The organism is Mesorhizobium sp. M0478, assembly GCF_040321305.1.
In the GTDB taxonomy this organism is placed as follows: Bacteria; Pseudomonadota; Alphaproteobacteria; order Rhizobiales; family Rhizobiaceae; genus Mesorhizobium.
In genome coordinates this window covers 668,520-688,501 of the sequence record NZ_JAMYRH010000003.1, presented here as the reverse complement: position 1 = coordinate 688,501, position 19,982 = coordinate 668,520, and the positions used below count along the sequence as shown (strand labels likewise).

The 19,982-nt window shown below is 58.8% G+C and carries 19 protein-coding genes and 1 pseudogene; 9 read left to right on the top strand and 11 right to left on the bottom strand.

Annotated elements, in window-relative coordinates; genetic code table 11:
• Positions 1–6 precede the first annotated feature (6 nt).
• Together NKI64_RS11080 and NKI64_RS11075 are read left to right on the top strand one after the other, a co-directional pair.
• A complete protein-coding gene (locus NKI64_RS11080) occupies positions 7–1,224 on the top strand; it encodes a TraB/TrbI/VirB10 family type IV secretion system protein (RefSeq protein ID WP_352667928.1) in 1,218 nt (405 codons plus the stop codon).
• Between the two features lie 13 nt (positions 1,225–1,237).
• Positions 1,238–1,516, top strand: a complete 279-nt coding sequence (locus tag NKI64_RS11075) for a DUF2274 domain-containing protein (protein ID WP_023692449.1) — start codon at positions 1,238–1,240, stop codon at positions 1,514–1,516.
• A gap of 173 nt (positions 1,517–1,689) precedes the next feature.
• Here the strand turns inward: NKI64_RS11075 and NKI64_RS11070 are convergent.
• From NKI64_RS11070 to NKI64_RS11050, 5 genes and pseudogenes are all read right to left on the bottom strand, one after another.
• Positions 1,690–1,761: pseudogene (locus NKI64_RS11070) on the bottom strand (MucR family transcriptional regulator); the annotation flags it as partial.
• A gap of 124 nt (positions 1,762–1,885) precedes the next feature.
• On the bottom strand, positions 1,886–2,158 hold the full coding sequence (locus tag NKI64_RS11065; RefSeq protein ID WP_155923938.1) for a hypothetical protein: 273 nt from the start codon (positions 2,156–2,158) through the stop codon (positions 1,886–1,888).
• A gap of 412 nt (positions 2,159–2,570) precedes the next feature.
• Entirely contained in the window at positions 2,571–2,981 is a 411-nt protein-coding gene (locus NKI64_RS11060; protein ID WP_352667925.1) for a hypothetical protein, read from the bottom strand.
• 98 nt (positions 2,982–3,079) lie between these two features.
• Entirely contained in the window at positions 3,080–3,475 is a 396-nt protein-coding gene (locus NKI64_RS11055; RefSeq protein ID WP_023692446.1) for an avidin/streptavidin family protein, read from the bottom strand.
• A 393-nt stretch (positions 3,476–3,868) separates the two neighbouring features.
• Positions 3,869–4,636 carry a hypothetical protein gene (locus NKI64_RS11050; RefSeq protein ID WP_023825853.1) on the bottom strand — a complete coding sequence of 256 codons (768 nt, stop codon included), beginning with the start codon at positions 4,634–4,636 and terminating at the stop codon, positions 3,869–3,871.
• Positions 4,637–4,759: 123 nt separating this feature from the next.
• On the opposite strand from NKI64_RS11050, the gene NKI64_RS11045 reads away from it, so the two are divergent.
• Both NKI64_RS11045 and NKI64_RS11040 read left to right on the top strand, forming a co-directional pair.
• The gene (locus NKI64_RS11045) at positions 4,760–4,975 is read left to right on the top strand and encodes a hypothetical protein (protein ID WP_023692444.1); all 216 of its coding nucleotides are present in this window, start codon (positions 4,760–4,762) and stop codon (positions 4,973–4,975) included.
• A 255-nt stretch (positions 4,976–5,230) separates the two neighbouring features.
• Complete coding sequence (locus NKI64_RS11040; RefSeq protein ID WP_023829581.1) at positions 5,231–5,860, top strand: hypothetical protein; 630 nt, start codon at positions 5,231–5,233, stop codon at positions 5,858–5,860.
• A 261-nt stretch (positions 5,861–6,121) separates the two neighbouring features.
• Here NKI64_RS11040 and NKI64_RS11035 read toward each other — a convergent pair whose 3' ends face one another.
• Positions 6,122–7,792 carry a caspase family protein gene (locus NKI64_RS11035; RefSeq protein WP_023692411.1) on the bottom strand — a complete coding sequence of 557 codons (1,671 nt, stop codon included), beginning with the start codon at positions 7,790–7,792 and terminating at the stop codon, positions 6,122–6,124.
• Positions 7,793–8,016: 224 nt separating this feature from the next.
• On the opposite strand from NKI64_RS11035, the gene NKI64_RS11030 reads away from it, so the two are divergent.
• The 5 genes from NKI64_RS11030 to NKI64_RS11010 all read left to right on the top strand — a co-directional run bounded on the left by NKI64_RS11030 (position 8,017) and on the right by NKI64_RS11010 (position 14,868).
• Entirely contained in the window at positions 8,017–9,966 is a 1,950-nt protein-coding gene (locus tag NKI64_RS11030; RefSeq protein ID WP_352667922.1) for a CHASE2 domain-containing protein, read from the top strand.
• A 13-nt stretch (positions 9,967–9,979) separates the two neighbouring features.
• Positions 9,980–10,762 carry a hypothetical protein gene (locus NKI64_RS11025; protein WP_023692409.1) on the top strand — a complete coding sequence of 261 codons (783 nt, stop codon included), beginning with the start codon at positions 9,980–9,982 and terminating at the stop codon, positions 10,760–10,762.
• 257 nt (positions 10,763–11,019) lie between these two features.
• Positions 11,020–11,838, top strand: a complete 819-nt coding sequence (locus NKI64_RS11020; RefSeq protein WP_352667918.1) for a heparin lyase I family protein — start codon at positions 11,020–11,022, stop codon at positions 11,836–11,838.
• A 29-nt stretch (positions 11,839–11,867) separates the two neighbouring features.
• On the top strand, positions 11,868–12,626 hold the full coding sequence (locus NKI64_RS11015) for a hypothetical protein (RefSeq protein WP_352667916.1): 759 nt from the start codon (positions 11,868–11,870) through the stop codon (positions 12,624–12,626).
• A 610-nt stretch (positions 12,627–13,236) separates the two neighbouring features.
• Entirely contained in the window at positions 13,237–14,868 is a 1,632-nt protein-coding gene (locus NKI64_RS11010; RefSeq protein WP_352667914.1) for a tetratricopeptide repeat protein, read from the top strand.
• Between the two features lie 476 nt (positions 14,869–15,344).
• Here NKI64_RS11010 and NKI64_RS11005 read toward each other — a convergent pair whose 3' ends face one another.
• From NKI64_RS11005 to NKI64_RS10985, 5 genes are read right to left on the bottom strand one after another with little or no spacing between them, the layout of a single operon-like run.
• Entirely contained in the window at positions 15,345–16,331 is a 987-nt protein-coding gene (locus NKI64_RS11005; RefSeq protein ID WP_245266088.1) for a PAN domain-containing protein, read from the bottom strand.
• A gap of 35 nt (positions 16,332–16,366) precedes the next feature.
• Positions 16,367–17,032 (bottom strand): PAN domain-containing protein, encoded by a 666-nt coding sequence (locus NKI64_RS11000; RefSeq protein WP_352667910.1) that lies wholly within the window; start codon positions 17,030–17,032, stop codon positions 16,367–16,369.
• A gap of 28 nt (positions 17,033–17,060) precedes the next feature.
• Complete coding sequence (locus tag NKI64_RS10995; RefSeq protein WP_023692438.1) at positions 17,061–18,248, bottom strand: glycoside hydrolase family 3 protein; 1,188 nt, start codon at positions 18,246–18,248, stop codon at positions 17,061–17,063.
• A 3-nt stretch (positions 18,249–18,251) separates the two neighbouring features.
• Positions 18,252–19,184 (bottom strand): PAN domain-containing protein, encoded by a 933-nt coding sequence (locus tag NKI64_RS10990; RefSeq protein WP_023692437.1) that lies wholly within the window; start codon positions 19,182–19,184, stop codon positions 18,252–18,254.
• On the bottom strand, positions 19,181–19,924 hold the full coding sequence (locus tag NKI64_RS10985) for a PAN domain-containing protein (RefSeq protein WP_023692436.1): 744 nt from the start codon (positions 19,922–19,924) through the stop codon (positions 19,181–19,183). The genes NKI64_RS10990 and NKI64_RS10985 overlap by 4 nt, the downstream gene beginning before the upstream one ends.
• Positions 19,925–19,982 lie beyond the last annotated feature (58 nt).

Sequence of the window (19,982 nt, the reverse complement as noted above, 5' to 3'; positions counted from 1 at the left end):
AGGCTCATGAACGATACTTCCCATCCGAATGCTCTGCCGAAGCTCAATCCCGAACAGCTGCAGCTGCGAGCCTCGCCCCGCCGAGCGGTGCGGTTCAGGCGCGGCATAATCGTCGCGATCGCTGCTGTTGGTTCCGGCGCTGTTTTTGGCGTCACGATGATGGCGCTGCGGGGACCCGCATTGCGCCTGAAACAGCAGCCCGAAGAGCTCTACAGCACGGACCGCAAGCCGACCGCCGAGGGACTTGAAACGCTGCCCAAGGACTATTCCGGGAGCAAGCCGAAGGCTCCGGTGCTTGGACCGCCGCTGCCTGGGGATCTCGGCCGTCCTATTCTCGAGCACCAGCGCCAGCTTGGCATCGCACCAGGGCAAGACGTTTCCGCCGAGGCCCAGCGGCTTGCACAACAAGCGATTGAGGCGCGCGAGTCGCAAGTCCTCTTCCGCATCGAAAACCGGCCCCAGCAGACGGAAGCTTTTGGCAATGGGCAGGGCGGACGTTCGCCTTTCGAGACGGCGTCTCCGCAGCCAAATACAGAAGGCCAGCGAGCTTCCGTCGCGCCGGCCGAGGGCGACCCGAACAATCAACAGCGCAAGCTCGATTTCATCGATCAACGGAATACCGGCGGGATCTACAACCCGCATACACTGCAGACGCCGGCTTCGCCCTATCAGATCATGGCCGGTAGCGTGATCGCTGCAAGCCTGATCACCGGCATCAATTCCGATCTGCCCGGCCTTGTCGTCGCCCAGATCACCGAGAATGTGCACGACAGCGTCACCGGCAGCATCCTGCTCATCCCGCAGGGCTCACGGCTGATCGGCACCTACGACAGCGTTGTAGCCTTTGGGCAAAGGCGCGCTCTGTTGGTGTGGCAACGCATCGTGATGCCGGACGGCTCATCTATCGAAATCGACAATCTGCCCGTGACCGACGCGGCCGGCTATGCCGGGCTCGAGGACAAAGTGGATTTCCATACTTGGCAGCTGATCAAGGGCGTCGCGGTGGCCACATTGCTGGGGGTTGGTACCGAGTTGAGCTTTGGGGAAAATGAAAGCGACTTGGTCAAGGCAATTCGTGAATCCGCCCAGCAGAACGTCAGTCAAGCCGGCCAACGGATCACGGAAAAGAACCTGAACGTCCAACCCACGATCACTGTCCGCCCTGGTTGGCCGTTGCGCGTCGTCGTGCACAAGGACCTCGTGTTGCGGCCATATACGGGGTGAACAGGAGGACTTGATGGCTAATTTGAAACTCGGAAAACTTCCGGACCGGACACCTTCGAAGATCACCATCACCGTTGGCGCCGACTTGAGCCAAGCACTTAATGACTATGCCGCACTTTACCGTCAGACCTATGGCGAGTCCGAAACCGTGGCTGAACTGATCCCCTTTATGCTGGTCGGATTTCTGGAAGGTGACCGGGCATTTGCCAAGGCCAGAAAGGAAGGTTTACTGGGCGCTGGCGCGTCGGAGAAACCACGAAGGCAATCATCTTCCACGCTGGACAACGGGTAGCGCTTGGTGTCGTTTGGTCGCACGCTAGGTTCTTGATCCTGACCGCGTTGCGGCCGGTCCCAGCGAGCGCTTCGCAAAATTGAGATCAGGCTTTCGCTTTACGCGTTGAGGTAGGTTTTCTTGGCCGGAGCAGCCTTCCTTCCCAAACCTAACGATTTTGCCAGCGCTTATCAGGCGGCCGAATAGTTCAGGGCGACCACGGGATAATCCTTCGCCAGTCCCCACCTCGCCTGGTATGTATCGGGGCCGTGCATGCGTGCGATCTACCGGTGGGAGTTTTTCTCGAGCCTTTCGGCCGCGTCCGCCAGTTCCTTCGATCATTTCTTGAGCAGCGAATTCGCTTCCTCCCGGAAATATTCCCCAAGATGGTCAAGCAAAGCATGGATCGAACGCGGATGGCTTGGGGTCTGCGAGGTGAGCGGGGTCGCCACGCCGAATTAGGGCATGTAGCCAAGCCCACTGCCGCGGTTGCGGTTGGTCCGGCAAAGCGGCGATGAGCTCTGCGGTCTCGGCGTCGGCCTGTTGCTGTCGCAACGCGACCAGAGCCGCCTTTTCAACCGCTTCTGACTCGCCGTCGACCAAGCCTTCGAGAAACTCCACAGACTCCTCGATCGGCATCCATCCCGCAAGTTCGGCGACCATCAGACGGTCCGAACTGTCTGTGCACTCGCTCATGCGAGTGATCGTCTCGACCAAGCGTCGCCGTGGTGCGGCACGGCACAGCAAGCGCCTAATTTGATGGCGAACGGGAACCGGCGCTGCGGCGTGGTCGCCCAGCAGGACGTCCGCTGCCCTTTCGGCATGAGCTCCAACAACAGGTAGGCGGCCGACTCTGCGCGGGACGCAGCACGCCGGCGGTGATGAGCCGATCGCGAGTCGCGTCTGCAACGGCCAGTCTGGCAGCAACGCTGGCCGTCCACGGATAGATCGCACTCCCATCAAGTAGCGTGCCAGCGAGACGGAGCAAAGCATATCCGTCGCTGGCATGGAACGCGCCTGGGTGCGGTTCTCTATCGTCGCCCTTCGCCAATATCGATCGATTAGCTCATATTCGCTAACAGCCGGCCCAGCGCTCGCTTCCGGGAATTCGGCAATAGATCGCCGCCAATGTGGGACGTGTAAGCGACAGCAGCACGTCGTCAGGGAGGAACTTAGGATCGCGGCCGGACCGGCGGAGATGTTCACGCACTTGCGCCAAAGTGAAGTCAGGCACGGCCACTTCGCTCAGCCCCTCGGTCGTCTGATGCAGCAGCCTCGTCATACGATTCTCCGCTGAAATCACCGTCCTGATACCCAGGCGCGCCCAGGGCACCGCTGCCATTCGGCGGCTAGATCCGGATCGGGCCAGGTGGTCGAGGAACAAGGTCAGCCAGACGCCGTCCTTGTTGCCAAGTTGCGGAAATCCTCGCAATTGGCAAGCTGCGGTCAAAATCGGTGCGCCAAATGGTCTGACGAACTTATACATCCGGGACAGGTAAGACCGGCTATTCTAGCCTTCGTCAGATCACAGGTCCACCATCGCCGAACCTTCGAGCGAGAGCAACAGCCGAAACCTGGCAGCGGCTATTCCCGAACGAATTGATCCGCACCTGCGTTGATTGAAGCCCACATATCGTCGGGTTCCTCGGCATCGGCAACGTTTTGCGTCATCTGCCAAAGAGTGTCGAGAACGTCTGAACCATCTGCAGCGGTAGTCAGTTGCCCTACCCAAGCAGTTATCGCTGCTACCGGCCAGGCGACGACAAACGAGATTAGATCGCCATTTACAAATCCGGCCACGTCTCCGGTCAAGGACTTCCCGCTCCCGCTTTTCGCGGTCGTATATGAACCGGACACTTTGTTCCCCACAACGGCAAGAAACATCTTCGAACCAAGCTCGTTTTTCCAATGTCCGGCAAAGTCGGGACCGTTGCCTGAAGTCATCGAAAGCAGCTTGAGCGCCGTCTCAACTTTTCGCACGTTACATTCCTCCCAAGGTCGACCTTGTGTGGCTTATATCCAAAGGGAGCTTGACGAAGCAAGGCACGTTCCGTCAGTTGTGGGAGAAAAAGGGGTGATAAGCAATCAAGACAGAAAACCAGCCAGCCTAGATTCACCACTCGTCATGGCCGATGAATCCAATGCGCTGACGACGGCGACAAGAGACCGCCGCCCCTCCGGAGCCAATCCATCATTCCAACCAATCTTTCTGTCCCGCATTGCGCTTTGTTGCCGGCAATAGAAGAACGACTCTGTCCAGGATCTGATTTCAGACAGAATTGTTGCCCGCACCGGACGGCAGTTTCTAGACGCAGATATTGAATGCACCCCTCAGATCGGCGCACTCCCCCTGCGCCACTGAACATTCGCTGACTAGCATTGGGCTTGTTCTCGGATTGCCGCTTCGTGTTCGCGTACGAGTTCTTGGAAGCTAGCGAACGCGACGTAGAACAGCATCTGTTCTCGCTCCAGCAAGGTCACAATCTTGGCAAGGTCGAGCGGCTCACGTCCGCCGAACCCGTAACGGACCTGGCCCGTCTTCTCGTTGACGATCCGCGTTACGAGTTGCGTCATTCCAACCACAAACCGCGGCGAGAAACGATGATTGTAGGCATTGCGGAAATCGTCGGTGCCACCGCGGAAGGCACTTGCGCCAATGGCGTCAAGCGCGCGCTTAAGTCCTTTGTAGCCTCGCCAAGACTTGCCATACTTGTCAGCCACGTGGGGATAGATGTCGTAGTCGAGCGGCAGGTCGTCGCTCCAGGTGGCTGGCCGCTTGAGCATATTCGCCTGATGGCACAGATGGGCGGCGGCGAAGCCGAAGCGCCCCTTGACTACATAGGGAGAGTTCAAGGCGTTGGTGGCGAGTGTGTCGATGAATTCATGGGTCGCGTCAAATTGTTTCTTCTGCGTTAGCGACTGGATCACCCTTGACCAAGCTGTCAGGCTATGGACGTCGTTGGTAAATCTATTGATGGTATTGGCGAGCTCACGCCCAAATTCGTCGAGCATCCACGAATACGCCATCCATTGGACGCCAATCGGATTGGGCAAGTTCGACCAATTGTAGGGCATATAGCGCCCGGTGAGCGGCGTCCCCTTTAAGGTTTTCCGGAACTGTCGATAGAGCGAGATCCCCATAGCGAGAGTTGTACTCGACGGCGTTCAAAAAGCCATACGCGTCAGTCGCCATTTCAATCGGATCGCGCCGGTATAATTCGGCTTAGGGATTGGGTTCGAGGGCGTCGCGGATATGACGTTTGCATGGCGAACCAGCGCGATGGCGGCGCATTGACGGTCGGGAAATGGAACTTTTCCGGTGTCCTCTACCAGTTGCTTGCAACGTTGAAGGCCGGCCTCACCGCAATGATCGAAGAAGTGGTAGCCAACCGCGACGGTGCCAGCGTCCGCATCGTCGTCGAGCGCGCGAGAGGCGGCGATGCCCAGACGCTCCAACCTGTGGTCCGCAGGGTCGACTAAATCAAGATCCGCCGGGGAATGGCGCCTTGGACTTCGCGCACGATCGTTGAAGAGGTGCTGCCAGATCTGTTTGAGGCCGCGGGCAATGGTGCACAGCCAACCGAATTCCGGTTCATCACAATCTCGATGGGACGGATGCGTTCGCAAAGTTCGTCGAGTCAATCGGCAACGCGCATCGAAATGGCAAAGGTCCAGCGGATCTCGATACCTTAGAGCTGCGCTTTCGCTGGCGGACGGAAAGAATATCACCGGAAGGTGTTCAGCCACATCGTCGAGACCTTGGACGCTCCTGAAGTGTGGCGTTTTCTGGCGACCCTCATAGTGGCGGGCTGGTCGGAGGCAGCAATCACCGATGAGATCGATGCTATGCTGGCCGAACTCGTCGATGAGCGCGAGGAGATCTCCGTCAAGCGCAAGGCGTTTGTGGCGCAGCTCCTCGGCTTAGGCACGGGGTCGGCGTGTCGCTTTTCGCAAACGCCCTGCTTCAAGCGGTCGATCTCATCCTGCGCGGCTGACCTTGGCGCGGCGCATACCGTGGATTCTTCGTCAAATCGAGACGCCCTGCAGGTGGCGAGATATGATCGGACCATTGGATGTGCGGGGCGTGCCGGCGTCGATCGAAGCCCCACTTTCGGTTCCGGACAAGGCAAGACCTGTCGGCTGTGCCGCGCCGCACAGGAGATGATTGATGCCGGCCAATGCGCGATGTTGTTGGCGGCGAGGGGGGAACTTGCCGACATCGAGGCCAAGGAAGGTGTGCTTGTGAAGGTCGGCAACAGGGCGGTATCGCGCTGCGGCGGCGATGAATGCCGCACGGTGCACAGTTGGCTTAGTTGGGCTGTGTTGTGGATCACTGGAGGCTGCACTGCTGAGAGCCTCACTTGACCAAGGCTGCTTCGCGCCTAATATCCGTCGTTGAGCAGACCCTAACCGCATCCCAAAAGCGGACATCCGAGCGAACATCCGCAGCCGCACGTTTGCACCAGTTGCCGACATTGACGCCGCTGGCGAACTCCATGAGCTTGACGATACGACCGCCGTTCATGTTTAAGATCGGCTCTTGACTCCTATGTAGCTCTTGCAGTTGCTGGCCTCGTAGCATCGGCCTTTCAACAGAAGTGCGGCCGACGGCCGACTCCGCCCTTTCTACATTCTTTCCATAATAACTTTTCCTGAACACCCGCTGCCAGCTCCGGTCCCTTTAAATCTGCCGGTTCCGTTGTCACCCTTTATGACCCCGCTCAGGGTGTTCCCGCCCGTTCTTCCTTTATATACAAAGGTGCTTTTCATATTGACGGCGCCGCTGCTGGAAATGCTTCCTGTAAATCCGGAGTCAGACGATACTCTGCCATCTCTTATGAAAACGCGTGTTGAGAGTTCTCGCCAATCGCCGCAGTCCGTTGTGGCTCGTCTGACTAATTTCCATGTGCCATTAAAGGCGCTTAGCCCGCTCGTCTGGGGCACACAATGATCGCCCTGCACCCTCATTCCGTCTTCACAAATAAGCGGGCAGATACGAGCTCCGACCGCCCTTAGTCTTTCCAGAAGTTCCGCTGTCGGTTCCAATGATGCAAGCTTGACACCTTGCCTGCCGGCATAGTCTTGAAGTGCTTTGCGGCTGCCCAAGCCCCATTTGCCGTCGGCATGGCCGGCCAGGCACCCCAGGCGAACCAGTTCCACTTGAGTGGCCCGTGTAAGTTCGCCAGCGTCTATGTTGCCTGCCGGTGACTGCGGCAGCGGATTGGGTTGTTCAAGGCTGGCGACTTCCATCGCCTTGGTATTGTCGGTTGCCTTAGCGATGCGCTCCGTCGTTGGCTGTCCCGCCACCTGTTTGGTGGAAGCCTGCCGTTCCGCTTCAAAACGCTTGGCGATACCGTCGATCTTTAGCCTGGCAAGGGCCGCAAAGACGCCCGTCGGAAACTGCTGTAGATACGCCTCGAAGAAGCTCTTGTCGGTTGAGTCCTTGATGGTCGCCCAATAGGCTAGCTCGACCGCGTTGTCTGGCGACGCAGTCTGCGGAAGCGAAGCAGACGCCTGTTTCGGCTCGGCCGTTGCCGCGAGAGGCTTCAAAACGACTTCTCCCGTAAGCGACGAATTTTCCCACGGCACCTGCTTCCCATCCGTGGCGGCCAGCACATCGCGGCGCACATCGACGAGGTCGCGCATGATATCCTGCCCAGGCGTGCCGAGGTGCGAGAGCAGTGCAGTTGTGAACGGAGAGTTCCGGCCCGCCCCGTCTATCGCGACGTTACCTGGTTGCGTTGCGAACGCGATTAGCGACCCGACTCCGCTGCCAAGTCTGGCAAGACCACGCCCTAGGGAACCGGAGCGCGTCCCCATGGAGCGGGAAAGCTTCTCCGCAAACGGATTATCCCGGCAGGCATCGAGGAAGATGAGGTTAACCTTCGTGCTGCGTTCCATCGCCGAAAGTACGAGGTCTATCGGCAGGGCCTCAAAGTCGAGGTCGTTGTAGCTGGACAACTGTGCATCCACCGGCACCATATAGTTGCTGCCATTCACCTGCAGGCCGTGTCCGGCATAGAAAAAAAGCGCCATGTCGGCACCGTCGAGCCTCTCCAAGAAGTTGCGTACTGTGCGTCGCATTCCCGCCAAGTCGAGGTCCTGGTCGCTCACGACCTGAAACCCAAGGCTTTCAAGTTTGGCAGCTATGTCGGAGGAGTCGTTCTTCGGATTGGCTAGTTGGACGGCATGCTGATAGGCAGAATTGCCAATGACCAACGCAACGCGTTTCTCGGCGACTGCCTGTCCCGAAACAGCGGCAAACAATAAAACCAAGAGAATGAAAGCGCTGCGCATGGCGAAACGGCTCCCCAAGGGAACTTGTAGCAGAGGCTAATGCAACCGAGAAGAGCTATGCCCCGGGCTGCGGACGAGTGGCCTGCGACTCTGAGATGGATTGGCGGACACCGTTTCGGTGCTGGGGTCGTGCATTCCAATGCAAACGGGCGACAATTTGCTTGATGCGCCTGAACGGGTATGCTGGCAGCGAGTAGCGCTTCCACTTAGGGGTGTATTTCGGCGTGCGGACACTTGGCCGGATCGTCAGCCTGCGGCGAGGGGGCATCGCCGCATCGCTCGCCTATCTGGTTCTGCTGGGCCTCTGGACCGCTCTCGTGTCACCGCCGTTGGAGAACATCCTGCGCGACGTGATGATGGTCTCGATCTCGCCGTTCACCCATGCTCCACCCAACATCGTCGTGGTCTCAATAACAGAACAGACCCTGGCGAATTTTCCATACCGCTCACCACTGGACCGTGGCTTCTTGGCCGACATGGTGGCCCGGATCGAGTCCGCCCGCCCTCTCGCCATCGGCATCGACCTACTGTTCGACCAGGCAACAGAGCCGGAAAAGGATGCCCGCCTCGAAACTGCCATTGAAACCGCCCGTGTGCCTGTGGTGATCGCCTCGGCTTCGCGGACTGACGGCCTTACCCAAAGACAATCCGACTATCTAAACGCGTTCGCTCCGTCGGCAAAGCGGGGCCTTGCAGCATTGTTGCATGACAATCTCGACGGCGTGGTCCGTGGGGCCTTCCCCGGTCGAGAAGGCGGCGGCGCTTGGATGCCAAGTTTTGTTGCAGTGATCGCAGCATCCACCGGCGTTGGTGGCGGCCACTCGCCGGAGGAGATGGTCTACTACCGCACGGGGAACAGCCTGCCCTTCAGCTTTCCAACCTATCCGGCACAGGCCGTTCCGCTGGCACCGCTCAGCTGGTTCGAGGGGAAATATGTTCTTATCGGTGTAGACCTACAGCAAATAGACCGTCATCCGACACCGTTCGCGTTGTTGAGCGGGGCGAAAATCGGTGTCCTCCCTGGCGTCGCGATCCACGCCCATTCGTTAGCCAGGCTCGTGTCCGGGAATCGGATAACGACCCCTTGGCCTGCAGTGGGCTATGCGCCAATGCTTGTTGTCGGGCTGTTCTGCTTATGGATCGTTTCGCGGCCGATCCCGGTGGTCCTCAAACCTGTCGCGGTCGCTTGTACGGTGCTGCTGGTATGGATCAGTGAGGCGTGGGCGTTCGCGCGGTTCGCAATCCTCGTTCCGATGGTCGCCCCTGCATTGCTTGTGGTCGGCCTGTCGGCGTTCGTTGGCTTCCTGGCTTGGAGACGGGACGCCAAGGCTCGCCAGTTCATTCTGAACGCGTTCTCGAAATATGTCAGTCCGGCCGTTGTTGCAGCGATTGTCAAGGAACCCAACGCTCTCCATCTCGGTGGCGAGAAGCGTGAGCTCACCTGTGTATTCACGGATGTCGAGGGATTTACGTCATTCAGCGAGCAACTCGCGCCAGAGGTGCTCGCAGATGTATTGAACGAATATCTGAACGGGCTCTGCGAGTTATTTGTCGAGCATGGTGCAACCATCGACAAGGTCATCGGCGATGCGGTGGTCGGCTTCTTCGGGGCTCCGGCAGCACAAAATGACCAAGCGGAGCGGGCGGTGTCTCTGGCACTTGCTGTGCAGGACCACGCGCAGCGGCTGCGCGAGAAATCGGCACGACGGGGCCATTCACTCGGATCCACCCGCATAGGTATTCATGGCGGGCCTGCAATCGTCGGCAACTTCGGGGGAAATCGGTTCTTCAACTACACAGCTATTGGAGACACGGTAAACACTGCGGCCCGACTGGAGGGCGCAAACAAGTACATCGGCACGAAAAATTGCATTAGCGCGGAAGTCGCGAAACAAGCAACGCGCTTCTTGCTGCGGCCTGCGGGAGTTCTGCACCTTAAGGGCAAGAACCAAGGCATCGAGGCTTTCGAGGCAATGAGCCGAACGTCAGAAAATACGATACTTTGCGAGGAATACGCAAAGGCGTACGCCCTGCTTGGCACCGACGATAAGCTCGCGACAGCGGCATTTGAGCTGTTGGTCACAAACTATCCACAAGACGCCCTGATCGCTTTTCATCATAGCCGTCTTGCAAGCGGACGCTTCCGAGCAGACATTCATCTTGCCGACAAATAGGGTCATCAATGACATGAGCCTCATGCGTCCGATCTCGCAAATCGCCTCTCTGACCCTCACCGCGGCCGTTCTTGTGACGGCGCAACGCGCGGTCGCCGGCAGCCAGTATGTGGTCCTGTCAGCTGAGCCGGCGGTGGATGAACTGCCGCCAGGCAAGCTCTTTATGCCAAGCGACGTCATCAACGTGCCAGCCGGTACGGTCGTCACTTTGCTCGGCGAGGACGGCAGCGTGAACGCGCTTTCGGGTCCAGATTCCTTCGTGGTAACTGAGGATGCATTGACGTCCGGCAGTTTACAGGGGACTGCCAAAGCGCAGGAAGGCCCTTCAAAGCTTGACCTGATAGCCGTCCTCTTGGCGAACGAGCGCAAGAGAACGGAGTCCATCGGCGGTTCGCGCACCACTAGCGACTATTCCACGCCGAGCGGGCTCGACGACCCCTGGGCAGTGTCCATCGAAGAATCCGCCCCGGGCTGCATCCGCGATGGTGTTATGGTTCTTGCGCGCGAGGGCATAGGTCAGAGCGCGGTTTTTTCAATCCGCATCGGCGACGGTGAGCCGTTCAACGGCATAGTCTGGAGCGCAGGCAAGCTCACTTACTCTCTTCCAGACCGTATTCCTCCCGAGGTGAAATCTGTTGTCGTCGAGACCAACAAGACATCGGCGTCGATCGAAATTAAAATGTTTCCAAAGAACGTTCTTGAAAATCCGCTGGAAGTTCTTGGATGGATGGTAAGCAGCGGTTGCAAACGTCAAGCGTTGGCCTTGGTGCATCAGCTTGTGACAAAACAGCAATGAGTTATTGGCTAGCAGCCGCGCCGCGAATGATGGAGCGACTGGCTAACGGCGTAGCGGCGCCATTCTCAGAGTCGCCATCGCCAGGCATCAGGTAAACTGCAAGGCCTTGGTTTGGTGGACTGTAAGTGCGCTAACGATGATCCGAGCTCGTCGATTTCTGCACAAGGGCACAGTATCAGGCGAACGAAGGGCGTCATCAGCCGATGTCTAATTGAATGTCAAGCGCGGACGCGCTGGAAAATCGAGAGGAGGGTGCGATGCTCCATCCGCGTTTCAACGTTATTATAGCCTTGGCTGTGACTGCGGTTGTGAGTTATGCCACGGGCCGGCTGGAGGCCGCCGAAGAAACCGGTTTCGATCCTCTCGTAATCGACGAGTTGAGTGCTCCCAAGTCCGTTGCGATCATCGATGACCCAACCGGCGAGGCGCCGACCTCCAAGGTTTATTCTTTTCGGATCCCCTCAGGTTATTGCAATCCACGGCGCTATGAGCCGCATGCTCCAGCTAACGACTGCGACGAGCAGTCGGTACGGTCGCAAGTTCGTGAAAACGTCTTTGCGACCAAAAAGAACGGCAATGGGCAGCCGAAACAGGGCTGGTATGGGTTCGCTGTCTACTTACCTGACGACTTCCCATACGGCATAAAGCAAGCTGACGGTTACATGCAACTATTCTACTTTCACAACAAACAATGCCAGCACATTTCACTCGCAAATTTCGCGGGCAAAGATGACTCTCTCTACCTTGCATTCAGTAACGCGCTCAGAAACTACAACTGCACGCCCGGTCCGCGCCTCAAGGTCGCCGATTTCAAGAACCTTGTCGGCAAGTGGAGCCGCTTCGAGCTATTTATTAAGTGGGCGAAGGACAGCTCCGGTCGGGTTAAGGTGTACCTCAATGGCAAATTAGTGACCGAGTGGCATGGACCGACCTTCACCCCGGACTTGAGAGCACCAATTACGCCAAGTTTGGCATCTATCTTTGTTGCACCCAAGCGGTCGCTCGGGTCAGAGACGCGTCGCTATACTTCGCGGCGGTCAGACGGGCCGCAACTCGCGATGGTCTCTACACGCTAGGCGACGCCGTCGCGCTCAAATCGCTGCAGGTGACCCTCAATGGTTTGGGCTGTGACGTCGGCAAGCCGGACGGGCGTCCCAGCGAGCGCACCCGCGAAATGGCGCTGAGTTGCCGCACATTGCCGGCAGCCGTCGCACCTCGGGACCTAAGCGTTGCGACAGTGCGGTCCTTCCTCGCGCTCTACTCGGACCCGACAACCGCTGGTTTGCAGAGGGGAACATTCATCGAGCCGCCAACCCAGGTGGCGGTCGTCTCGAACGTACCGAACGATGCCGCGGCACAGGCAGGTCTGCTTGTGCCCGTGTTCAAGGTACACGCGTACGAGGGACAGACGCAAAAAGGAGGCAGCGACTCGACCTATGTCACCGACCTCGACGTCAAGATCGACAAATCCAGCGGAACGCCGAATTTCGGCCTGGCTGTCGTAGTTCATTCCTATAACCCTGGGAACATCGATAGCCTTGAGATGTTCCTGAACGCTCCCACGAAATCAGCCGGCAAGATCGCTTCTTGCGCCATGGGCAGTATTAAGTATCCCGACGGCACCGATCATGTCGCCTTCCGGTTTGACAAGTCCGGCGACACCTGGATCGTCAGCAACGCTTCATGCCTGATCTCGGCGCTACCCAAGAAGGAAGCTGCGGTCGTGCGCTTCGTCGCCGAGCACTTCTCGGACGTTGCGGTAGGCATGGTTACCGATGGCAGTGTTAACCTTCTGACGTTCGACGTGATGCGCAATCTTGTCGGCAGGGTCGCCACCGGGGAACTGAAGATCGCGGCCCGATAGCCTTCGTAGAAACTCCACTATCCGAAGAGGAAGATCATCGCCGAGACTCTTCCCAGGTCGATCCTCGCAAATCATAAGACAGAGAGCTTGCTAGCCAACATGACCATGTGCAGAAACGCACCCAGCCTAGCCGGCGGCTCAGGTAGGCAGCGCTCGTCGAAACCGCGCAGGCCCGGTTCGCGGCCTTGGCGGCTCTGCCTGCAGAGCGCGACATAGCTGCCTCGACTATGTGCGACGCAATGCCCGCTTCTTGATTGCATTATCCTGAGAACAGGCTATCTGCTTTCGGCCCCAGTTCAGACTACGATCCGTGTTTCACATCGCATATTGATAAGCGTCAGCCCTTGAGGCTGATCGGGTAAACTGTCTCAGTCCGGCTTATCGCCCAAAGCCAATGCAGAGATGTCCATCCACATCGCTCCTCGTTGAGGGGAAATCGTTGTCGGTCCGGTCCGAAAACGGCGTCGGGGCGGGGATGGGCGCACCTATCGCGGCTCTTGATGAAGATCGCACGGTGACATCGGGCGGCATCCTGAAGTCGAACTCCCTTCCTTCGGGGGTTTGATGTAGTTTGGGCGGCTAGTCGCCGACAGCCATGGAGTTGGATACGATGACGTACTTCGATCTAGGCACCTTCTCCCGCCGGCTGGACAACACGCTTTCCGAGGCGCAGATGTGGTTCGACCGGGGACTGATCTGGCAATACGGATTTAACCACGAAGAGGCCATTGCCTGTTACGAGCGCGCGCTCGAGGTGGCGCCTTCGAACGTCATGGCGCGGTGGGGAATTGCCCACTGTCTGGGTCCAAACTACAACAAGCTATGGACCTCCTTCGGGCCTGAAGAGCGTATTGTCGCTTTGACGCGGGCGCATGTATTGCTGGCGGAAGCGTGCGATCTGTCTGCAATCGAAGTCGAGCGCGCCTTGCTTGATGCGCTGACATCGCGCTTCCCTACTGATCCAGAGATTGCGGATTATGGCCCTTGGAATGACGATTTCGCTGATGCGATGCGCACAGTGTACGAGAGGTTCCCTGACGATCTGGATGTGACCGCGATCTTCGTCGAGGCACTGATCAACCGCACGCCTTGGGCGCTGTGGGATACTCGGACCGGGCAGCCTTCGGCTGGCACCTCGACGGTGGAAGCGCGCGCGGCTTTGGACCGTGCCTTCACGACCCAGCCAGCAGCCTGGGGACATCCGGGGTTGTTGCATTTCTATATTCATCTGATGGAGATGTCGTCGACGCCAGAAAAAGCCTTGCCGCATGCAGATCGGCTGGTGCGCCTAGTGCCAGACTCTGGGCATCTTGTGCATATGGCGACGCATATTGACGTGCTTTGCGGCGACTACCACAAAGTCGTGGTGCGCAATCGGCAGGCGGCTCAGGTGGATCGTTCATATTTCGCTCATGCAGGCGGTGAGAACTTTTACACTGTCTACCGCATCCACGACCTTCACTTTCAAATCTACGGGGCCATGTTTCTTGGTCGCCCTTCGGATGCCTTCGAGGCCGCGAGGGCACTGGCAGAAAACCTGCCGGAGCCGGTGGTGCGTTACATGCCAGAGATGTTTGAAGCCTTCGCGCCGATGAAGTTGCACGTACTTATCCGCTTTGGCCGCTGGTCCTGCATCCTGGAAGAGGCCTTCCCTGACGATGCTGAGCTCTACTCGTTCAGCACCGTCCTGTTGCATTATGCCCGCACCGTAGCTCTGGCCAATCTCGGTAAAATCCCCCAGGCAGAGGAAAGCGCTAGCCTTTTCGCGGCCGCGCGCGATGCAGTGCAACCCGAGCGCATGCTGTTCAACAACCCATGCGCCGATATCCTCGAGGTTGCCGAAGCGATGATGCTGGGGGAGTTGCACTACAAGTCCGGTCGCGTCCATGAAGGCCTGGACTTCCTGCGGCGTGCGGTCGATCTCGACGACAATTTGCTCTATGATGAGCCATGGGGTTGGATGCAGCCGACGAGACACGCGCTTGGCGCATTGCTGATGGATGCCGGACTATATGGCGAAGCTGAGGCTGTCTATCGCGCGGACCTTGGGCTTGATGCGACGTTGCCGCGTCCTTGCCAACACCCACGCAACGTCTGGAGCCTACACGGCCTGCTTGAATGCCTTAGCCGACGTGGTGGCGCGGTAGAAATCATCGAGGTCCGACAGCAGTTGAATCAGGCTCTGGCGCATGCAGAGGTGCCGATCATGGCATCATGTGCCTGCCGGAGCGCATCGCAATAAGTGGCAAGCATCCGCTCGCCACGTTGCAGCCTCCTCAGCGCCATAAGAGCCAGCATCGAACAGCGTCTCGCACGCGTCCATTGCGCGCGCGAATCCGGCCGTCACTCTGGGGCTCAGTGAAGGGGTGATAGCGAGGCAGAGCTTACCCGCATGGGGCACTGGAGCAGCATCTGGCCTAGCAGATGCTCGAGATCGCGGACCTGCACTGCCACGGTTCGACAAGGACTTCGTGCAGGGCATGTCTGCCCTGCAGCCCCGGGTCATCCGTATGCATGCAACCCGCCTCAACGTCCGCTCAGACGTCGTCTGCCGAATGGCGGCTATCCGCCGAGCTCGCCCCGATAGCGGACCGACGGGTTCCGGCCCCAAGGCTGCCGGACCGCAATGCGCCCAATCTCAGTCATTCGATCGCCGGATCTCGATTCCGGGAGCTGCCGTTCGCCGACTTGGCCATGGATCCCTAGCTCACATTCTGATTAGTCTTGGCGTATTGCTCCGCTGTCAGTTCCCCGACTGCTTGAATATTCGCCCGGTTGGTCGAAAAGGACGCAGCGCTGCTGAGATTGGGTGAATCCGAAGGCGATGCATTGGTCCAGTGCCGAGCAGCCCCGTTCGCACTCGTTGCGAGAGCGGGCGCTCAGCACCCGGAACCCGTTGCCTGAAAAAGCCTTGCCGTTGAAATACTCGAAATAGGGAGCCGCACTCGACGCCGGCGGCATGTCATCTCCCGAGATAACGCCGCTAGTAGCGCGGGCGTTCATCAAAAGTTGGCCTTGTCGCTCCTTGAGAAAGCACTTTCTGTTCCACGCGTCGTAAGTGAAAGCCCTGCACCAGCTCTCCGAAGCTCGGCACATGGATTCACACTGTTCCACGTTGTCAGCTTGACGGGTCTCTGCGGCCTTACTCTTTATATCCCTGTTGAGGAAACGCCTGAAAGATCCGGATGGTGGCGCGACGGCCACCGCCTCCTCTTCCAACTCGCCAGGCTCCGGCGGCGGTTCTGCAGCCTGTGGAGAGGCAGGTGGATTGACTGGTGGATGATAGCCAGTGACCAGACTGCGAGTGCCGGCCGTGTGTCCTTGGCTTTCCTGCGCGCCTGCTACGCTCGAGAACAGCCTGCAGACGCCGCCATGCGACGAATGATCAAAGCCCGCGCACCCCGAGCGCGCGGAACAAAGCTTGCTGCAGGCCTCAAGCGGCACGCTGACCGTGGCGCTGACCGCCCCGTTCAGGAAGGTCTGCGGGTAGCGGAAGAGCTCCTGGGCCGATTGCGCGTTTGCGGGCCGACCTCCGGCCGGCGGAACAACAGCAGCCGCAAATGCGACCACAAACCCTATCAGTAGTCCAACGGTTCTGCCGCTTAATTGCCGAATGCGATCAGCAAACCTCCGCGGGCACGCAGGATGCATGTCCGATGGTGGCTCGGACACTTGGAGCACCTGCGGATTGTTCATCTGTGACATTGGTTGCCTTTCTCCGCCGCTTTCCGAAGAGAGCCTCAAAAGCTTCCGGGACCGCTCAGCGGACATTTCCGGGATGCGAGAACCGAGAAGGTCCCAAAATGGTTGTTGCAGATGCGGAACTTAGACGGACGTGCCCTCGACGCCGAGGAGGTCGGATCTGGTGAGGCCGCTTTTGACTTTGCTGCCGGCCGCTGACTTGTCGCCTCTCGTTGTTTTTTACGTCTTGGTTTCGCTCGGACGATCGCCGCTGGCTTGCCAGTCTTTTGCGATGTGGCGCTTTTCTGCTTCGTCGCTTCCGCTTCCGACGCACCCTGGCTCGGCTGCGATGTCGGTTGAGCTGCGACTGGCGGATTGGCTGGCGGACGGTAGCCCATGACGAGACTGCGTGTTCCGGCGATGTGTGGCGGGCTCTCACCCCCGCCAGCCACGTTCGCGAACAGCCGACAGAAACCGTCGGACGACGAGTAGTCGAAGCCGATGCATCCCGAACGCGCGAAGCAGAGGTTTCTGCACGACTTCAGCGGCACGCTGACCGTCGCGCTGACGGTACCATTCAGGAGGGTTTGTGGATAATTGAAGAACTCTCCTGTGGACTGCGCGTTCGCTGGCAGAATCCCCGTTGGAGGCACGACAGCAGCAAGCGCGCCCGCAAGTCCCAAAAGAAGTCCCGCCATCCCGCGACGAAGACCACCTGCCAGCATGTTTCCTCCTCGCCTGCTCAGCCTCGCGCTACCGTTCCTGTAAAATGGTCGTGTCCTCGGAAACGGCCGGTGCGAGCTTCCTTTTCAGGCGCATGATGTTCTCGTAGGATTTCTGTATCCGCTCAAGCATTTCCGGGTCCTTGCGCGCTTCCTCGGACAGGAGGGCGGCAACTTTTTCCGGGACCAGGGGGTCTGGATGTTTGTCGTTGGCAAATATCAGGATGTCGTTCCCTGCCAAAACGGCTCGGCGCACCGAGTCCTCAAAGGTGATGGTGTCGGTAATGGCCTGCATCTGCATGTCGTCGCTGATAACCACGCCCTTGAAGTGCATCTTGTCCCGCAGCAGCCCGGTTAACGTCGCGCGGGAAAGCGAGGAGGGGATTTGGGCCGAAAAGGAAAGCTTGTTATTTATCACATGGGCGGACATGACCATGTCGACATCTCCCGACGCGATCAGGTTCTTGTAGGGGAGAAGTTCCTTATCGCTCCATGTCTTGGAAACGTCGGCCATGCCCTTGTGGCTGTCCTTGGTGCTGGAACCGTGCCCAGGGAAGTGTTTCAAGACCGTTAGCACTCCCTTCGCCCGATGCGCTTCGACGAAAGCCTTCGCGTATGCCTCGACCGTCTGCGGATCGGCGGAAAAGCTCCTGCCAAGCTTGCCAATGATGGGATTTGCCGGGTTGACGTTGACATCGACGACGGGAGCCAAGTTGAGGTTGAATCCCAGATCCGAGAGAGCGGAAGCGAGGTCCTGGTAAATCACGCTGGCCTCGTCTGGACTCATGGACTTAGCCACAGTCGCCTCGCTCGGCGTCTCGTTGAACCCCATGGCTCCAGTGAACCTCTGGATACGGCCGCCCTCCTGGTCGACAGCGATGAGCAGCGGGCTTGCCGCGAAACGCTGCAGGCCCTCGTTCAGTTGCCGCACTTGCTTCAGGCCGTCGATATTGCGCCCCAGATAAATGACGCCCGTGATCTTTCCTTCCTCCGCTTGCCTGACGACTCTCGCGTATCCCTCGGCACCGGGCTCGCTGCCGACAAAGCCAACCAGCACCATCTGCCCGATCATCTGACGCAGCCTGGCGTCTTCGATTATGCGATGCAGGTCGACGTTTGGGATGCGGGCTCTCGGCACTGGGGGGTCAGCCTTCAGCGGTGAGGAAAGGCCAAAAAAGGCGCAGGCAACAGCGGTGAGAAATGCGATCCGCGGCGGCATGTTTTAGTCCCTCGGAGCGACGGGATGTACAAAGTCGGGAGTGACCGTCCGGCTGTTTTTTCGCGCCGACGTCATGCCTTTTCGCCGCACCGGGTACAGGTTGGTTCCCTGGACCAGGAAACATCGGTTGGGTCTCACGGTCACCCACGTAAACCCACCGCATCCACCGTCCGAGTGACATTGCCCCATGCATTCCTGATAGGAGATCGCAGGCGATTCCATGCCGTTTCCAATGAAGCCGCTCAGGGTGAAAAGCTCCCAGTCGGCAGTCAAGGTCGGAGGAGGGGCCGATGGTTTAGCCTTGAAATAGAGGCCGGACCGTCCCAAAGGGTAGGATTGCACGAAATCGAAGCCCGATTTTAAAAAGCATCGATTCACCTCCTGATTGTAGGTGAACGCCCGGCAGGAGGTTCGGCTGTCACACAGAGCCGAGCAGCTTTCGGCGTTGGGCGCATCGATGCCTTTTGACACGAGATCGCCCCCCCAAAGGTCAACCCCGCTGAAGGACGCATAGTACCAGGACTCGGCATTGGCGGGATCGTGATAGCCTGGAATCCGCTGGCGGGTGCCGCCGGTCGAGAGCGGGTCAGGTTGTGCTGAGGCGACCGCTGGAAACAAACGGCAGAGGTTGGTTGAAGAGGAGTGATCGAACCCGGCGCAGCCCGAACGCTCCAGGCAGATTTTCCGGCAGTCGTCCAAAGGTCGCCGGAACTCGGCACTGGGGGTTCCCCTCAATGCGGTCTCTGGATATTCGAGAAGTTCGCCTCCTGACGCCTGCGCCAATGCCTGCGTAGCAATTCCAGGCATCGCAAGCGAAAATGTCAGCAGAAACGCCGCCGACGCTGTTCCGACCACGCGCAACCAATGCCGCCTCCGCTGCATTCCGCTTCCCTTGGCCCAACCCATGAAACCGATATGTAAGAGCGGTTGGGTCAAGGACTGATCGACCCTTCGCAGTAGGTGGTGCGAAGGAAATTCTCGTATGCGTTGGCGTGGTTCGAGCCCGTGTCGCTAGCGTCGACGCAAAGCGAGCTCAGCAGGTTGTTGGCTTGCGCATTGCCCTCTAGCGCGAGTTCGAAATACGAACGCGCCGCCTTATTGGAGTCGATCGCGTCCACGCGGTCCGGCGCGAAGGTCCTTGGATCATACCATTTCGCCATTTCGAGCTTCGCGTCCTGGTTGCCTCTCTGCATTGCGAGATTGATCGCCTGCAGCCCGACGCTCCGGTCTCCGCGCTTGAAAGCCTCCTCGCTTAGCGCGAAGAGTTCATGGCCGTCAGTGTCGGTTTCCTTGAGCTTCGCCAGCCTGGCTGCAAGCGGAGGATTTGTCGGGTCGGTGTAATTCGAAAGCAGGCTGCGCGTCGCAGCGGTCGAACCCACGTTCACGCGTCCGGCGCCCACGCTCGCGAACAGGCGGCACTCGTCCTTTTGAGAATGGTCAAACCCCTGACATCCCGAACGCGCCTCGCAGAGTTTCCGGCATTCTTCTATCGGCTTGGAAAACTGGGCGCTGACGATCCCGTTCAGCAGAGTGTCCGGGTAGTTGAAAAGCTCGTTCGCCGCGGAATTTTCCTGTGCTCCCGCTGACAGGGTCATGCCCAGCAAGATTGCAGCAGCCATAGCCGCCATGTACCCCCTGAAGTGGAGGAAATACTTGTCGAAGCTGCTCTTCAGCATGCCATTGTCCCTCTGACGGTTCCATAGGCGGCGAATTGCCGGACCTTGTGATTTTCAA

Coding starts and splice junctions, on each gene's coding strand:
- NKI64_RS11080 (WP_352667928.1), top strand. CDS start 7: ATGAACGATACTTCCCATCCGAATGCTCTGCCGAAGCTCAATCCCGAA.
- NKI64_RS11075 (WP_023692449.1), top strand. CDS start 1,238: ATGGCTAATTTGAAACTCGGAAAACTTCCGGACCGGACACCTTCGAAG.
- NKI64_RS11065 (WP_155923938.1), bottom strand. CDS start 2,158: ATGGTCGCCGAACTTGCGGGATGGATGCCGATCGAGGAGTCTGTGGAG.
- NKI64_RS11060 (WP_352667925.1), bottom strand. CDS start 2,981: ATGTATAAGTTCGTCAGACCATTTGGCGCACCGATTTTGACCGCAGCT.
- NKI64_RS11050 (WP_023825853.1), bottom strand. CDS start 4,636: ATGGGGATCTCGCTCTATCGACAGTTCCGGAAAACCTTAAAGGGGACG.
- NKI64_RS11045 (WP_023692444.1), top strand. CDS start 4,760: ATGGCGAACCAGCGCGATGGCGGCGCATTGACGGTCGGGAAATGGAAC.
- NKI64_RS11035 (WP_023692411.1), bottom strand. CDS start 7,792: ATGCGCAGCGCTTTCATTCTCTTGGTTTTATTGTTTGCCGCTGTTTCG.
- NKI64_RS11025 (WP_023692409.1), top strand. CDS start 9,980: ATGAGCCTCATGCGTCCGATCTCGCAAATCGCCTCTCTGACCCTCACC.
- NKI64_RS11020 (WP_352667918.1), top strand. CDS start 11,020: ATGCTCCATCCGCGTTTCAACGTTATTATAGCCTTGGCTGTGACTGCG.
- NKI64_RS11010 (WP_352667914.1), top strand. CDS start 13,237: ATGACGTACTTCGATCTAGGCACCTTCTCCCGCCGGCTGGACAACACG.
- NKI64_RS11005 (WP_245266088.1), bottom strand. CDS start 16,331: ATGTCACAGATGAACAATCCGCAGGTGCTCCAAGTGTCCGAGCCACCA.
- NKI64_RS11000 (WP_352667910.1), bottom strand. CDS start 17,032: ATGCTGGCAGGTGGTCTTCGTCGCGGGATGGCGGGACTTCTTTTGGGA.
- NKI64_RS10995 (WP_023692438.1), bottom strand. CDS start 18,248: ATGCCGCCGCGGATCGCATTTCTCACCGCTGTTGCCTGCGCCTTTTTT.
- NKI64_RS10985 (WP_023692436.1), bottom strand. CDS start 19,924: ATGCTGAAGAGCAGCTTCGACAAGTATTTCCTCCACTTCAGGGGGTAC.